This is a genomic window from Novosphingobium sp. SG919, assembly GCF_012932495.1.
GTDB lineage: Bacteria > Pseudomonadota > Alphaproteobacteria > Sphingomonadales > Sphingomonadaceae > Novosphingobium > Novosphingobium rhizosphaerae.
This window is the reverse complement of the sequence record NZ_JABCNG010000005.1, coordinates 429,025-443,730: the sequence shown is the minus strand read 5'-3', so window position 1 is coordinate 443,730 and position 14,706 is coordinate 429,025. Positions and strand designations below refer to the sequence as shown.

Here is a 14,706-nt window from a genome sequence, read left to right as displayed (position 1 = left end):
GGTTGCGTGCCCTAGCTTTCCGGGGGCGGCGATACCCGCGTCCAGTCGCGGTCCGGCTGTGCGAACGCATCGTTGAAGGTCGGGATCTTCCGCAGGCTTGAGGCCAGCTTTGTCGCATCGTCCTTTCCCATCGCGTCTCCCACAGTGATAGCGAAGCTGTTGCTGATCTTCGTGCGGTAGATGCGGATAGCCCGGCCGTTCAGCAGGTCGCCCGGGATCAGCCGTGCGACCTGGCTCGCAAGCGCGTCGGCCGCTGCCTTCTGATCGATAGGAACGGTGCCGACCACGGCGAACCACTGGTCCTTGCCCGCAGTGACCACCGTTTCGGCGGCGGCAACGAGGCTGCTCTGGTTCGTCGCCTGGGGGCTCGCCAGATAGCGACCGGCGTCGCGATCGCGCGCGAGCCGTTCTGCCACGGCTGCGGTGTCTCTGCTGACCGCCTGGACGGTGGCGCCGCCGACCGGCGGGAGCGCTTTGCAAAGCTCCTCGGCACCGTCGTCATGAACGCGCAGAAGGTAGCTGTAACAAACCTTCTTCAGAAACCCGACCTTCTGGATCTGCGCCGAGGTCACCACTTCCGGCGGGGTATCGGCAAGGAAGGTGTAGAGCTCCTTCCGCCGATTACCCTCGTCGATCGAGTTGTTGAGGAGGAAAACCGCGAACGCGATCGCGATGGTGCAGAAGCCAAAAACGATCTTATTGATGAGGTCCGCGACCTCGTTGACCGATTTGGGTCCGGCAAGGCGCGTTTGCGTCACCTCCGCCGGCTGGCGGCTGAGATCGGCCGGAGCTTCCTTTTCCGGCTCTGCGGCCGCCTGTTCGGTCACGCCAGCAAGGCCATGACCTGGTCGACTGTCTCGGTGACGTGCTGGTATTGACCCGCGACGACTATCTCCGTGCCGGGACCGTTGATCGGCAAGGCCTCGCGGACCCGCGTGATTGTGGCGGCGTTCAGGTGGACGACGGTGCCCGACCGCGTGGTAAGCGCGATCAGCTTGATCTCCCCGGTCAGTCGCGCGAGCAGATGATTGATGGGTTCGAGCGTGAAGATGTAGCCTCCACCATACTCGACCTTGGTCGCGTCATCGCCTTCAGAGGGTGTGGTAGGACGAATGCGGAAGATGCTCTTTGCCGCGACGAGTATCTTGGCGCCGTTCAGACCTGTTAGTTCGATCATGGTGTCCCCCTCGATACATATCTACAGCAAAGTTTGCGTTCGATCGAGGATTCTTCGGATTCCTCGTCGCCGATAGAGGTGCCTGCGAAGGACGCATGACGACGAGATCGGGCGTGTGAAGTTAAGACTTGGCGCCGGAATTGCCGAACATCACAATACCGGGGGTGTGGGCTTTGCCGCTGTCTCCGGGCGGAAGTTTGAGGGGCGGCCTTTATTCGGAATTGTCATTCAGCATTTGTCCGAAGGGTGTACAGAATCATGGTAAAATGGATCGATTTTCGCGGAAGCGACGCTTTCGAGCTATTGAACGATTTCGCAGATGGCAACGCAAGGACGCACCGGCCTTCTCGGCAGCCATTCGGAAAAGGCCCGCTGGCTCGACTGATGGACCTTAGGAGCAAATTCCAATTTACGTGATGGTGTCGTCGGGATGGGCATGCTACCCATCCGGATATGTTAGTTCAGGCCTCAGAAGCTGTTCGCCTTTCAGGCCTGACAGCCCATCAACTACGCGAGTGGTGTGGGCGTCGGGCGCTCGTCGAAGCCGACGTTCCTCCCGCCGGGCGCGGGCATCTGGCCTTATTCTCCTGGCAGACGATCCTGGCGCTACGGGTGCTGAACGAGGTGCATCTTCGCTATGCGGTCGAGGTCAGTGGTTGGCGCGAGGCGATCGCGCAACTCCAGGCACTGTTGCGCAAACGCGCCTTTCCGTCGCTCTGGGGGCATACCGCGATTTTTGCGAACGCGCGGGAGGCCTCGCTGCGCGTATCGAGCGACCCTATCCGGAATTTCTCCTGCCTGGTCGTCGAGCTTGACGCGCATCTGGAAATCCTCGCGACTCCTAACGATTTGCGGGTCGAGAGTCAGCTGCAGCTTTTCCCGGCGATGGCGGTGCGATGACTGAGTTGCAGCCTATCGCCCATGACTGGAGTCGACGCTTCGGTCTGGCGCTCGCGCCGCTCTTTGAGGCACAGGACACCACCGCGGTCCCGGGCGATCACCACGTTTTGCTCGACGGGGGATTTGGGACCTTCGCACTTTCGACTTCGTGTGATGATCTCTGGCGCACCGGTGAGACCGCCGGCTGGGCATGGTCGAGCGATATTCCCCATCACGTGACGGTGACGGACAGCAAGGTGGCCGTCGTGCGGTGGGATATGCCCGGCGACGCGCGCGTCTACGAGCGGGGCGGCGTCGAACGTAGCCTCGATCGGTTCTACACCTATCTGAACGAAGACCGCCTGCGTTCGAACCGCGGCATTGTCGAGCATCTCCTGAATTTTTTCCGCCGTGTGCGTTCGCTCGCCCATCATGCGAAGGTGCCAGATGGGCGGGCGATCGACGTGTATCTGGCGACCCTGGCCGGGCTCATCGCTCCGAATGCGATCGAACAGGACCTGTCCGTGCTCGGCTTGGCCGAAGACGTCGCCGAGCTGCGTGCGCGCATTCCGGCAAACGCGCTTGATGCCGCGAGTAGCGAGGCAGCAGCGGCCCCCGGGGCGCTCTCTAGGCTCCGCCTCCATCCGGCGCTCGCGATCCGCCACGCTGGTGGTCAGCTGTTCCAGGAGGCGCACTTCGAGTTGCTCCGGGTGTCGCCGGATTTCGATCTTTTCGGACTGGTCGATGCCCCGGAAACGCGTGTTACGCACCGCGGCGGGACCCATTTCACGCCGCCCGCGCTAGCGCGTAGCATCGTCGAACAGGTTCTTGCCCATGTTCCCGATCTCCCGACCCGCCCAGAGCTGGTTCTGTGCGATCCAGCCTGCGGATCCGGCGCGTTTCTTCATGAGGCACTGCGGGCGCTTAGGCGCGCGCGCTTCGCCGGCAAGCTGACGATTATCGGCTTGGATATCTCCCCAGCGGCGATCGCCATGGCACGCTTCGTTATCAGTCTATCGCTGCGCGACTGGACGCCGGTGGGCGGCGTCAAACTCGAGATCGTTCAGCGCGACGCGCTCGGTGAAGCGGGTTTCCCGCGTGCAGACGTCATCGTAATGAATCCACCATTCATCGGATTCGGCGCGCAGACACCCGAGCAGCGCCAGCAACTGCGTGACGCGACCGACGGTAGCGCCGCGCGCGGCGACTATAGCATGGCCTTTGTGTCGCGCGCGCTCGACGCCCTCAACGAGGGGGGCGCGCTCGGATCGCTCTTTCCCGCAAGCTTATTGTCGCTCAAAGCCGCAGAGACCTGGCGCGAAAAGCTCGCGGATCGCGGCGACATTCGCATGCTCGCGTCCATTGGTGATTTTGGTCTGTTCTCCCACGCCCTCGTTCAGGTGGCCTGCGCAGTAATCCGCAAGGGGCAGCCCGCCGAGTCCAAACCGCTGATGGCGTTGTTGACGGAAAACGACCCCGCAGCCACCGGCGAAGCGCTTCGTCAGGTCCGAAAGCTCGATGGCGCGGCCCCGTCGGCCCCGATCATAGAACCGCAGTGGAGCCTATTCCCGGTCAAGGCGAGTTCTCTCGTTGGACGCGGAACATGGCGATTGCCGACGCCAACGACGGAGCGTCTGCTCGCAGAAATGGCGGAACTGGGCCTGCCGACCGTCTCGGACCTGTTCGAAGTCTCACAAGGTATCCAGACCGGCTATAATGACGTCCTGCTGCTGACACAGGACGAGTGGCAGTCGCTGCCGCCACGGGAGCGGCGTTACTTCCGCCTGGCGACGATGACGGACTCGATCCAGAATGGGCGAATCGTCAAACCCTATCATGTATTTTTTCCACATAGCGCCGACGGGCCGCTGTTCGCGGACGAAGAGGCGGTTACGCGTGCGGTTCCGACCTATTTCAAAACCTATCTCTCGCCGTCGCGCGACCGCCTTTCGGGCCGCGCGTCGATCGTCCAATCGAACCGGAAGGACTGGTGGGGTCTGATGCGCTCACGGTCCTGGGCCTACCGAAGCGAACCGAGGATCATCAGCAAATTCTTCTCGGCAGAAGGTGGCTTCGTGCTCGATCTGGAGGCGGCCTACGTCCCGGTCATGGGCCATGTCTGGGCGCCGAAGCCGATCCTCGTTGATCCGGATGACGACGCGCTGCCCTCAGGCGACATTCTGGCCGCTTATGCCGCACTGTTCAATTCGGCACCGTTTGCTCGGTTGCTCGGCCTCTACGCTCCGCATGTCGCTGGCGGACAGTTCGACCTGAGCGCACGTCATGCCAACCCAATGCCGTTGCCCGACTTGCGCGCCCTCAGTGTCGACCTTCGGGCGGGACGCCGCGTGAGCGAGCTTGCGCACCTCGGGCGCGCGATCGACGTCACCGACCGGTCGTGGCGCGCGAGTGTCAGCCAGATCGTGGTAGAAATGTATGGCGCGCCCGGCCTCGCCGCAGCCTGACCGGCTGCCGGAGGAGCTCCGGGCAACGAAGGGTATGCTCGACCAGCGATGGATCGAGCTCAGCAAAGCCTTTGCGATGACACTGGCCTTACCGATGGATGGTCGCGCCTTGCGTGTCGAAGTTGACTATCAGTCCAGCCAGGCCTGGGCGGGGCTGATAGGGACGGAATGCGAACGGGTGACGCGGAACCGCGGCGGCACAACCCTAGTCGCACCTTTGTGCGAGATCTCCGGCGGCCTCACTTCCTGGCTTGGCTGGCAGGAGGTCTGGGAGGTCACGGTCGGTCCGAAACCCTACCGCTTTCGCAACGCCGGTCTGACGGTCTATCTGGGGAAACGGTACGAGGCGACCAAGCCGCAAATCCTACGACTGGAATGGCCAGGGATCAGCACCTGGTCGGGCGGAGAGCTTTCCTTTCAGAGTCCGGGCGCGGGCCATCCTCACTGGCAATTCGATCTGCTCGAAGCGCTGGGGGAAACGGCGACCGAAGCAAACTTCATTCCCGACGCGGAGGAGGTCGTCGAAGATTTCGACGCCGCGCCGCCTGAGCGAAGCACGACTGAATTGCTTTCAAAATTCTCTATCGAGCGCATGCATTTCGCAAGCGCGGCTCCTTGGTGGCTCTCCCCAAAACCGGGTGGATCGGCTCTTCATATGAACGCTCCGCCCGATCTCCCCTCGCTGACAAGGTGGCTTGAGCAGAGCGTCTTGTACCTCAGGCAGGAACTGCAACGCTGTGTCATAACCACTTAGGCGCGAATGTGCATCGCAGCGATACAGCCAAAGCTCGGCGCGGGAAGGCACGTCTGTGGCTGTGTCAGCTTCCGACAAGAGCGGCTGATCATCGTCATTTCTACGAATGACCGGACTTGGATCGGCTGCTGCCGGAGCAGAACGCCGCATTGTGCCGATTGCCTCCACTAGTAAGCAAGGCTCGATCGACTGCTTTGTCTCAACCTGAGGAGTAAACGTCAGAGCAGAATTACCTGTCGAGGCTCGGTGCTTTGAACCAGTGACTTCCAGTAACGCACGCATGAATCGCTCGCCCGCGGATTGAAGGTGGTCGCGTATCAAGCGCAGAATATCGACACCTACGTATCCGGTTCCAGCGCCGCCTTCAGCTCTGCGAGCCTCTCCTGGCAAAGCTCGTTGACGACGTTCCCCAGTTCCTCGACGCGTTCGGACAAGTAGGCAAATTCCTCATCCGTCATCTTGAACTGGTTGGAGTGCCGGGCCTTCACATAGGCGTCCTTCAACTTGAGGAAGCGCGCCTCCAGCTTGCGGGTATCGCGCGGCCAGACATCCACAAGGCGCTGGGAGAGTCGATCGGCATGCCCGCGCAGGAATTTGAGATTATGGCTGTACGGCGTATAAAAAGTGTAGACGAGAAGGACGCAATAATAGAGCCGTTCGGCCGCCTGTTGCAGATTGTAGGCCGCATCGGGATATTGCTTGTTTTGATAGCAGAACTGAAAGATCACACGCGACGAGACGGCTAGTTCGATCCATTGGTCATAATATTCCTTGGCCATGTCATAGGCCTGCTGGGGCGTCTTGGGCCTGGGCGTCGCCAGTTCGCTGTCGTCGGACTGATAAAGCGCAACCCCATCACGGGCGATGTCCATGAAAAAGTAGCGGCCATGGGCAAGTCCATCGTTCACCTCTTGCAGTGTGTGAACGATGAAATTGACCGGCGTGCGCAGCCGGTTGAGGATCATGGTCTCGACGTTCAGGCGATCTTCGGCCTTGTCCCAATATTTGAGCCAGTCCGTCAGCTCTTTCTGGTTTACGATGATGAGCAGGTCGAAATCCGAGCGATAGCCGCGCTCGGTGTGCGGCTCGTGGACCCAGCGGCCGGTCGCGTAGGATCCATAAAGAATGACCTTGAGGATACGACCCAGCTTGCGGGGCCCCGTCGGCTCGCCATGGGCGTCCTGGAATTCCTCGAACAAGATCTGGATGACCCGATCGAGTTCGCGTCGTTTGCCTGCCGGGAGATGGTCGAGATCGGTCTTCATTGTGTCGATGTCGCTTGATCAGGTCAGAGGAAACTGGGACGGATCATCTTCCCAGGGGTTGAAGATTGCCGCCCCGCTATGGCGCGTGTCCTTCACGTTTCGGGTCACGAGGCAGAGATCATGTTCTATCGCGGTGGCAGCGAGCAGCGTGTCGATGACCGGTGGCGCTTGTCCCGTCCTGCGTTTGACGTCGCCGGATATGCTGCCCCACCGATAAACGACTTTATCGTCGACCGAGAGGAGCCGGACGCTGAAACGATCCGCGAGCGCGTCCCGTGCCGCCATATAGCGCGAGCGATCGGGGTGGTCCGGCTCCAGGTTGTGGATGCCCTTGTCAAATTCCGCGAGCGTCAGGACGCTGAGGAAAATCCGATGCTCAGGCTGCCCGCTCGCCCACGTCTTGACGCTTGGCGCGCCATTGGGGCTCGCCAGTGCCGAGACGATGTGGGTGTCAAGCAGCCAACCCTTCACAGGGCAACATCCCGGCCCAGATCGACCTCTCGCTCAACGTTGAGGCCGTCCAGCCCCAGCCCCTCCAGGAAGGGGAGGAAGGCGGGTTTGCCTGGATCCGGGGGGAGAAGTCGATCGAGTTCGGCGACGCTAATAACGACCACCGCATCGCGGCCGCGAACGGTCACACGTTGCGGTCCCTCGCTCTGCGCACGCCTCACGACTTCGCTGAAACGCGCCTTCGCGTCCTCCAGCTTCCACGCTGCAGGCAGGCCGGATTTATCCTTGCTTCCTTTGTGAACAGCGCGTCCCACTTGACTTCTCCTGACTAGCTAGTCAGATATAGCGATGTGTAGAAGCTTCGGCAAGCGTTTTGAACACACTCAGAGAGGGAATCTCCGGCGGTTCGAAGTGAAAGCCCGTGCCAGCGTAAAGTATAGGGCAAGGCACATATCGTCGCCTGAAAAGAGTTACTTCATCGTGTTTCCGGATGCTCGACGGACGAATTTGTGCTATGGCGCATCTGAAAGGATCTCCCGATGGACGCCGCCATCGATCACCAAGATCAGGAAGACACGGGGGCACGCCCGCAGCTGTCTGCTTGGCTTTGGAAGCCTTGGTACGCAAAGCTCTGGTGGGCAACTATTCCCGTCTGGTGGGCGGGAATGGCGATATCAACGCAAGTAGATGTTTTGGCATCATTCTATCGCGGAGGGTTCGCCGGGTACCTGAATATTCTCTTTTCCCCGATGACCGCGCTCATGGTGCTCGGCGTCGGCTATATTCGCGAGCGCCTCGATAGCTTCGTCGGGCAAGGCGCCGGCGTGGCACTCTCTGATGACGAAGCAGAGGTTTTCTTCGCCGATCACAGCAGGCGTGAACTCGCGCGGACGATGGAGAGGTGGCGCGCGCAGTCCAATCCTATGGACCCGCGATCTGGCTCCCTGTGGATCGGCAACCCGATGAACCCGAACAATCCCGGGTGCATCAACCCCAATGGCAGGAAGCGTCACTAGCGCTTTTTGAAGCTGCTATCTCCGTCGCCGAGACTTCCCTTGAGGTCTGTCGAGAAGCTCCCCTTTGAAAGGACAGAGTTCTGCTCCAGCGAAGTGAGCGGCCCTGTAATGTCAAAGGTGGCGCGTCCGTCGTCCGCGTTCTGCAGATAACGATTGCGCATGCCCTCGGGCCCGAGGATGCGGTCGGAGAGCGTACGGGAGAATGTCGCCGCGGGATTATCTGATCGAGTTGCTGCTCGCTCTGCAGCGGCAATGGACTCCCGGACGTCGTAATTGACGATATCAATTGTCGATTGAGCATGTTCGGTAGTGCTGCCCATATCCTGGCTGTTGAAGCCGATACCGGCAGAAGCTTGATCGGCTCCCGTCCGGCCTTTCCGTGGGCCTGCGGAGGTGGAATTTTGCCTTCTTCCCCCCGACACTGGAGCGCCCCCGCCGGACCTGTTGCCATCAGAAAATTCGACCGAGCGTCCCACCCCGAGGTCGATGGTTGTGCCCATTGTGGTTTGATCCTGCGCTGAGCGGGATAGCGTCCTTTGCCATCCCGTCTGGGCCATGATCGCCTGCACATCGCGCTGGAGCGTGTCCGCAACCTGAGGCTTCAGCCTCCAATCGCCCTTGCGGTCCATTTCAAACCCGCCGCGAAGCCAGTTCGCGAGCATGGCCTGGCCTTCGGCACCGCCGCCCATGAAATGCTCGATAGTGTCGGGACCAGCCTGCTTGCCGGCTTCGAACCGCGTGCTGGTGTCGCTGCGCGCCGACCGGCTGAAGTCCGTGCCGCTGGAGACCAGCAGGTCGTTATGCGCGAAGCTGAAGCGGGCATGCCCGCCATTGGCTATCGCGCCAAGCTGGCTCTCGTTGATGAGGCCGGCCTTCCACATGGCGGCGGCGGTCGCAGGGGTAAGGTTGAGACCAAGATCGCCATTCTGATCCATGGCGAGCTGACGCTTCGATAATTTGATTCCGTGCTCCGCGAGCAAGCCCTGCATGCGAGTGAGACGCTCCCGGTCGACAATCGAAGTCAGACGCTCGTTGCGCGCGCGATCGGCGACACCTGCTGCACCGCCCTCGGCCATATCGACCTGATTGCCGGCCGTGCGGCTGAGCGCCTGGATGAAGCTGTTGAGCCGCGCAGCCTTACGCGTCGAGACACCGGCCGCAGCCGCGCCCTCGGCAAACCCGAAATTCTCGGACTGCCGGCGCTGCTCGCCGATCCGCGCCGAGCTGCGAGTACCGGCAGTGCCAACCTCACGCTGCGCGTCGAGTTTGCCCGAGCGCTCGGCGAAGTCATAGCCGGCAGCCTCGCGGCTGCGGCCATAGATGCTCGTTCCTTCGCGGCCGGCTTCGGCGGCCGCGCCATCTGCCGTGCCCAGCTGCGTCGCGGCGCTGTAGCGTTCAACGGCTGCCACCACCTGGGCTTCGTTCCTGCCGGTGGCGCGGGCAAGCTGGCTGACCGCGGTGCTGCGCGCTTCGCCCGAGAGTGCGTTGATGAACCCGACCCGGCGTCCGGTCTCATCGACCGAAAGCCCGAGCATTGACGCCGCTTCGCGCTGGCCCTGGTTGCTGCCGCTGCGCCAGCCTTGTTCGGTCGCGACATTGGCGCGCTCGACGCCGGTGACATTGTCGCCGGCATAGTCGCGGCGCCCCTCCATCGCACCAACCTGGACCTGCGCGGAGGTGAGGTCGTTGCGCAGCAGCTGTTCCTGATCGTAGGTGTTGGCGATCAGCTTGGCGAAGGTAGGGTCGGCCTGGGCCTCGCCGATTACGCCCGAGGCCTTCAGCTGAGCATCGGCCGGTGAATATCCGGCCCGCTCAAAGTGGCGCGTCGCTCCCTGCAACATCATGTCATAGGCTCGGCTATCGCCAAAGGCGCGCCACTGGACGAGGTTTTGGCTGAAGGCGGCGAACGCCTTTTCGCCAGCTTCGCCCTGGCCGAAATAACCAGTACCCAGACCTCTGAGTGCATCCTTCTCGGCAAACTGATGGATGGCCGTCGTGGCCGCGTTAGCCTGAACGGCGCGCGCGACTGCCGGATCGGCCAGATCGCGGCCTCCCAGCGCAGGGGCGAGGCTTCCCAGTTGGCGTGAGCCCTCGATCCCGCCTAGCGCGAAGGCGGTTCCGCCCGGCGTCCCAGGGCGCTCGCCAAGAATGTGACCGGCCTCGCCATAGGTGCGATTGGCATTGAAGCTCGAACGCTCGCCGAAGTCCCCAAAGCTCGAAGCCGCTGCCGCGCGGGAGCGGGTGCCCATCGCAGACGCCTGCGCCTCGAGCGCGGAGGACCGCCCCTCGGCGGTGCCCATCGGCGCGGCGGCCGCAGTACCCTGGCCCGCGATGCCAAGCGATCCGGAAGTGAGCGACGAGAACACATTGCCGCTGAAGCGGAAGACCGTGAAGACGAAGGCGCCAGCGAGGCCCGCCGCGGCGGTGCGGAAGCTGCCGAAGATCGCGAGCGCCTTCATGGCGGCGGAGGGCGCCAGCAGCCAGGCATTGGCTGCTAACGCGTTGGAGCGGAGTTCGGCCAGCGTCGCGGTCGCGCGTCCGAGGGTCAGCTGGTAGATGCCTGCGTCGATCACGCCCCAAAGTGCCACGAACACGAACATGCCCAGCGCGAAGCTCGCGACCCGCAGGTTGATCGGCGTCAGGATGAACAGCAGCGCGATCGGGATCATGAAGAGCATGATCCCGAACACCGTCGCGCGGATCGTCGGCATCCACTCGTTCGCGACCGACATGGTGGCGAGGCCGTTGGAGATGACCGCACGGTTCGCCATGACCCTGGCCGCGCTTGCCGGAGAGTCCTCGAACAATACGTCTCCAACGGTGTTGCCCAGAAGTATGTGGGTCAGGAAGGCCTGCGCGCTCAGCGGCCGTCCGAGCATCATCTGGCCCATCTCGCCAAGCTGTTGCCGGCAGCGCTGCATCTGCTGGGCATTGCCGGTGTCATAGCCCGTCCGCGCGCAGATCTGATTGGTGTACGTGTCGAACAGCGCGGGGTCGGACAGGCGATCCGAGATATGCGTCCAGGTATCTGTGCAGCTCACCGTTGTGCCGCCCTTGTCGGTTTCGGTATAGACGGTTGAGAAGGTGGCGGGGCCGGCCATCGCCGCGAAGGAGGCCGGCAGATCGGTCGAGGTCCGGAACAGCTGATCGTCATCGACGCCGTAAGCGGCCGATACACGCGCGACCGGATAACATTGGCGGACATAATCCTTGATCGTTGCGTCGAGGAAAACGTCCGTCATGGGGCCGCGCGGTGAGACGGCGTTGAGGAACAGGTCGAAGCTGTGGCCGCCGGCGCCGAACTCGATCTTGGCGTTGGGATCGAGCGTGTTGTCGTCGATCGTCTCGACCATCGCGCGCTCGATCATGTTGGTGGCGCCGGCAACCAGGACGAGCAGGTTCGGGACGCCGCCGACCGGCTGATAGGCGTTGCGCACCCGGTCATAGACATGGACGGTGCCGGTCGTGGCGATCAGCCCGATGAAAAGTCCCACGCCGACGAGAATTTGGAAGCCGAAGGCGACGAGCCCCATGCCGGTCCCGCGGACGCTCGCGATGATCGCGCCAAGGCCGATCCCGACGGTCGCGACGATCATCACCAGGGTCTCGTAGCGTGGATCGCCGAAGATCATCGAGACGAGGCGGAAGGCGCCGACCGTCTCGGCAAAGCCGTCATAGGTGTGGAAGCTGGTCTCGACCGCCAGCGCGGGCGAGGCGAGCATCAGGGCGGGAAGGGCAGCAAACAGCCTCAGGAGCCTGCGCATGGGCGTTCGATCCTACTGGTTGCGGGCGGCAGCGCCGGCAGCGTCGCGTGCATCGCGATCGCGCTCGCGCAGGAGGCCGGCGTAGCTGGTCGAGAGGTTGGCCTGATTGAGGGCGGCCATGTAGCTCTGGCGCATCTGTGCGCGCTGTCGCAGCACCTCGTCCCTCAAGTCGCGTAGCTGCTCGATCCCTTTGGAGAGGATCCGGGTCTGGCAGACGTTCTTGTTGTTTCCGTCGGCCGAGCCCGCGACGGTCGCGCCGCGCTCGGCATTGGTGACCGTAAAATCGATCGTCCGCGTAAGGTCGTTCAGCATCTGATAGGCGAGGGTAAGGGCCACCAGTTCGTCGGTGTCGGCGATGACGGAGTCGACGACACCCTGGCGCACGCCCCATTCGAGCATGCGATAGACCGGCAGGGTACGGACATTGGCGACGAACTGCTTTTCGTCGGCCGACAGCGCCGCCCGCGTCCGGATCTTGGTTGCGATCGACTGCATGCGCTCGCGGGCGAGGACGAGGGCGCCGCGCCCTGATCCGTCCTTGCCGCAGTCGGCGGGGGTCGGCGGGAAATTGAGCGTCCGGCGCTGGACCCGGCCGGTCAGGAAGTCCTGCGCGCTTTCCGTATCCTGAGCAGGGCATTGCGGGACCGCCGTGAACAGGGGAACGCGGTCGCCATCGTCCCAGCGCATATAGACGTCTCCCACCCGGGCCCGCATGACGCTCGCCCAGTCGCCCGCGCCGACGCGGGAGGCCGCGTGCGACAGCAGCGAGCCGGTGCGGAAGATCTCGGTCACTTCCGCCGGGCAGTTGGCGAGCGCGTCCTTGAGATCCTCGGTCGGATTGTTGTTGTTTGCCTCGATCTTCTCGCGGCTCTGCTGGTAGCTCTTGGCGAAGCCCTGCTTGACCGAGCGGTAGCCGGTCATCTCCTCGATGATCCCGGACATATTGTCGTCGCCCTTGGCGATCTGGACCATGCGATTGGCGAGGCGGCAGTCGTTCACTTGGATCGAGTTCAGGAAGTTGGTCGCCGCTTCCATCTTCGAAATGATGTTTCCCATCTTTTCGTCAAGTGTTTCAATGAGATACTGAAACGCGACTGCGGGCGCCGCCTGTAGAATGCTCTCGAGTTTTTGGACGAGATAGTCGGGATCGAGAAAGCTCATTCCGCCTAAGAACATGTCGATGCCGCCGCAGCCAGCACGCACCTTGGGCAGGCTCACCGACATCAGATAGTCGTTGTGGACATCCACGCGGCCCGACATGCCGCCCGCCGTCACATAGCCACGGGTCTGGTCCTCGAAGCTACCGGGCGAGGTATAGGTGACATTGTCGAACCAGCTTTCCGCCCAGCTCTGCGCATGGGCGGGCGCAGCGGAGAACAGCGTGGCGACAAAGAGGGCGATCAGCGCGCGGAGCGCTGCACGAGGCCTGACAGACATGGCGGACTCCGGACAATCGAGGGTGAGGGGGGAAAGGCTGAGGCCGCCATCGCTCAGCGCCTTCCGGTTCGGGTCGCCGGCAGCCCCACGATGCCGGTGAACTTGGACATGGCCCGGACGCCGACGGCGGGTCTCACCCCCGTCAGCATCTTCGCGGCCAGATAGAGGTTGCGCGCGAGATTGGGCGCATGATCGGTGCCTATCGCCACGGGTATGACGCGGCTGTCGTCCGAGACCGGCCGCACCCATGCAACGGGATGCCCGACCCACGGAAGACCGAGGCGCCCCGAGCGGATCATGGCTTCCTGTGCGCTGATCGTGCGAACCTGCCAGCCGTAGCGCACGCCGAGCGCCGTCAGCTTGGTCCAGAGATCGCCACATGGCACGCAGCCGGGCGTTGTCGTCATTTCGATGACGAGCGCTGCGCCCTGGCCTCTCAACGTTGCGGTAAAGTCATCCGGAAATTCGCGGGTCACCGGAACGCGCGAAAGCCAGGCCTGCATCGTCTTTGCGTCGCCGACCGGATGGATCGCCGCTCGCATCGCGTCCTCTCGGCTGACGGTCTGAGCAGATGCGGAGCCCATGCCGATGACCAGACCGGGGATGCCAAGGAGAATGAGGGCGCGCATCACGGTCTGCCTCCCATTGAAGCGTCGACCAGGTCGCCGCCGAGGGCACGGGGGTCGGTCGCGGACACCGGGCCATTGCCCAGCGCATCGAAGAAGCCGGCATCTTCGCCCGGCCCGGTCATGAACTGCTCGGGCCGGATGTCGCCCCGCAGCAGGCGCACCGCCTGATAGGCCATTTGCGCGAGGTTAGGGTACGCTTCGACCCCCGAGGCTATGATCATCCGCTGCTGGCTGCCGCGCCGGATCAGCATCGTCGTGGGGGTGATCTCCACCCCGAAGCGCGCGCTGAGGTCCGGCCGCTTGTCCAGATCGAGAAGCGTGACCTGCCAGCCCATCTCTTCCTGGAACCGCTGGATGATCGGCCACTGAACCCGGCAATAGCCACAGGACGAACGCGAGAACATGACGAGCGCAAAGTCGCCCGCCTGCGCACGGAGATAGGACCGGCGGATCGCATCCTTCTCCGCCGACATTTCGGATCGGGCATCGCCGACCATCGGGTTGGCGGATTTCGAGTTGAGCTCGGGATGCTGCAGCATCGCGATCTGCGTTACGCCCGCGAATGCGCGTGCCTTGCGCCGCGCGAAATCCTGGAGCCGCCAGAAATCGGCAACCGCATCGACCGTCAGTACGGTCGCCGCATAGTCGCGCTGCGCCTCGATGAGTTTGCGGATCTTCGGCGGAGTCCAAGTGGCCAGCTCAGCCATCGGCGGGATGACGGGCTTTGCCAGTTCGTCCGGTTCGGCTTTCTCTTCGGCCTTTGGCTTGGGTACCTCGTACCACCAATAGCCCTGGCGCTGCCCTTGGCTCTGGTTGCCCGTCTGAGCACTGAGCGGAGCCGAGGCCGCTACGATGCACGTCGCTGCCGCG

At 62.9% G+C, this 14,706-nt stretch carries 13 protein-coding genes; 4 read left to right on the top strand and 9 right to left on the bottom strand.

Annotated features, from left to right (window positions below; all coding sequences use genetic code 11):
• Positions 1–11: 11 nt before the first annotated feature.
• Together FHT19_RS19880 and FHT19_RS19875 are read right to left on the bottom strand one after the other, a co-directional pair.
• Positions 12–827: a hypothetical protein gene (locus FHT19_RS19880; protein WP_169476481.1), complete on the bottom strand. Its 816-nt coding sequence runs from the start codon at positions 825–827 to the stop codon at positions 12–14.
• Positions 824–1,177 (bottom strand): hypothetical protein, encoded by a 354-nt coding sequence (locus FHT19_RS19875; protein ID WP_168558113.1) that lies wholly within the window; start codon positions 1,175–1,177, stop codon positions 824–826. The genes FHT19_RS19880 and FHT19_RS19875 overlap by 4 nt, the downstream gene beginning before the upstream one ends.
• 453 nt (positions 1,178–1,630) lie before the next feature.
• Here FHT19_RS19875 and FHT19_RS19870 point away from each other — a divergent pair, with 453 nt between their 5' ends.
• Genes FHT19_RS19870 through FHT19_RS19860 form a run of 3 tightly spaced genes read left to right on the top strand, consistent with a single transcriptional unit; the run spans position 1,631 to position 5,275 of the window.
• Positions 1,631–2,077 carry a hypothetical protein gene (locus tag FHT19_RS19870; RefSeq protein WP_168558112.1) on the top strand — a complete coding sequence of 149 codons (447 nt, stop codon included), beginning with the start codon at positions 1,631–1,633 and terminating at the stop codon, positions 2,075–2,077.
• Positions 2,074–4,521, top strand: a complete 2,448-nt coding sequence (locus FHT19_RS19865; RefSeq protein WP_168558111.1) for an N-6 DNA methylase — start codon at positions 2,074–2,076, stop codon at positions 4,519–4,521. The genes FHT19_RS19870 and FHT19_RS19865 overlap by 4 nt, the downstream gene beginning before the upstream one ends.
• On the top strand, positions 4,493–5,275 hold the full coding sequence (locus tag FHT19_RS19860) for a hypothetical protein (protein ID WP_168558110.1): 783 nt from the start codon (positions 4,493–4,495) through the stop codon (positions 5,273–5,275). Before FHT19_RS19865 ends, FHT19_RS19860 begins: the two co-directional genes overlap by 29 nt.
• A gap of 338 nt (positions 5,276–5,613) precedes the next feature.
• Here the strand turns inward: FHT19_RS19860 and FHT19_RS19855 are convergent, their stop codons facing one another.
• The 3 genes from FHT19_RS19855 to FHT19_RS19845 are packed head-to-tail and all read right to left on the bottom strand — an operon-like array spanning position 5,614 to position 7,304.
• Positions 5,614–6,540, bottom strand: coding sequence for a HEPN domain-containing protein (locus tag FHT19_RS19855; protein ID WP_168558109.1), 927 nt, complete (start codon positions 6,538–6,540; stop codon positions 5,614–5,616).
• 18 nt (positions 6,541–6,558) lie between these two features.
• Complete coding sequence (locus FHT19_RS19850; protein ID WP_168558108.1) at positions 6,559–7,011, bottom strand: type II toxin-antitoxin system VapC family toxin; 453 nt, start codon at positions 7,009–7,011, stop codon at positions 6,559–6,561.
• Positions 7,008–7,304, bottom strand: coding sequence for a type II toxin-antitoxin system Phd/YefM family antitoxin (locus FHT19_RS19845; protein WP_168558107.1), 297 nt, complete (start codon positions 7,302–7,304; stop codon positions 7,008–7,010). Before FHT19_RS19845 ends, FHT19_RS19850 begins: the two co-directional genes overlap by 4 nt.
• Before the next feature lie 225 nt (positions 7,305–7,529).
• Here FHT19_RS19845 and FHT19_RS19840 point away from each other — a divergent pair, with 225 nt between their 5' ends.
• Positions 7,530–8,006, top strand: coding sequence for a hypothetical protein (locus FHT19_RS19840; RefSeq protein ID WP_168558106.1), 477 nt, complete (start codon positions 7,530–7,532; stop codon positions 8,004–8,006).
• Here FHT19_RS19840 and FHT19_RS19835 read toward each other — a convergent pair.
• The 4 genes from FHT19_RS19835 to FHT19_RS19820 are packed head-to-tail and all read right to left on the bottom strand — an operon-like array spanning position 8,003 to position 14,690.
• Positions 8,003–11,770, bottom strand: coding sequence for a conjugal transfer protein TraG N-terminal domain-containing protein (locus tag FHT19_RS19835; RefSeq protein WP_169476480.1), 3,768 nt, complete (start codon positions 11,768–11,770; stop codon positions 8,003–8,005). The two genes, FHT19_RS19840 and FHT19_RS19835, sit on opposite strands and share 4 nt — an antisense overlap.
• Before the next feature lie 12 nt (positions 11,771–11,782).
• Positions 11,783–13,207: a conjugal transfer protein TraH gene (locus FHT19_RS19830; protein ID WP_169476479.1), complete on the bottom strand. Its 1,425-nt coding sequence runs from the start codon at positions 13,205–13,207 to the stop codon at positions 11,783–11,785.
• 53 nt (positions 13,208–13,260) lie between these two features.
• Positions 13,261–13,836 carry a hypothetical protein gene (locus FHT19_RS19825; RefSeq protein WP_169476478.1) on the bottom strand — a complete coding sequence of 192 codons (576 nt, stop codon included), beginning with the start codon at positions 13,834–13,836 and terminating at the stop codon, positions 13,261–13,263.
• The gene (locus FHT19_RS19820; protein ID WP_248290575.1) at positions 13,836–14,690 is read right to left on the bottom strand and encodes a conjugal transfer protein TraF; all 855 of its coding nucleotides are present in this window, start codon (positions 14,688–14,690) and stop codon (positions 13,836–13,838) included. Before FHT19_RS19820 ends, FHT19_RS19825 begins: the two co-directional genes overlap by 1 nt.
• Positions 14,691–14,706 lie beyond the last annotated feature (16 nt).

What these genes read in the sequence shown, in the direction of transcription:
- FHT19_RS19830 (WP_169476479.1), bottom strand. Translation starts at nt 13,207, where the DNA reads ATGTCTGTCAGGCCTCGTGCAGCGCTCCGCGCGCTGATCGCCCTCTTT.
- FHT19_RS19840 (WP_168558106.1), top strand. Translation starts at nt 7,530, where the DNA reads ATGGACGCCGCCATCGATCACCAAGATCAGGAAGACACGGGGGCACGC.
- FHT19_RS19875 (WP_168558113.1), bottom strand. Translation starts at nt 1,177, where the DNA reads ATGATCGAACTAACAGGTCTGAACGGCGCCAAGATACTCGTCGCGGCA.
- FHT19_RS19870 (WP_168558112.1), top strand. Translation starts at nt 1,631, where the DNA reads ATGTTAGTTCAGGCCTCAGAAGCTGTTCGCCTTTCAGGCCTGACAGCC.
- FHT19_RS19825 (WP_169476478.1), bottom strand. Translation starts at nt 13,836, where the DNA reads ATGCGCGCCCTCATTCTCCTTGGCATCCCCGGTCTGGTCATCGGCATG.
- FHT19_RS19860 (WP_168558110.1), top strand. Translation starts at nt 4,493, where the DNA reads ATGGCGCGCCCGGCCTCGCCGCAGCCTGACCGGCTGCCGGAGGAGCTC.
- FHT19_RS19855 (WP_168558109.1), bottom strand. Translation starts at nt 6,540, where the DNA reads ATGAAGACCGATCTCGACCATCTCCCGGCAGGCAAACGACGCGAACTC.
- FHT19_RS19835 (WP_169476480.1), bottom strand. Translation starts at nt 11,770, where the DNA reads ATGCGCAGGCTCCTGAGGCTGTTTGCTGCCCTTCCCGCCCTGATGCTC.
- FHT19_RS19865 (WP_168558111.1), top strand. Translation starts at nt 2,074, where the DNA reads ATGACTGAGTTGCAGCCTATCGCCCATGACTGGAGTCGACGCTTCGGT.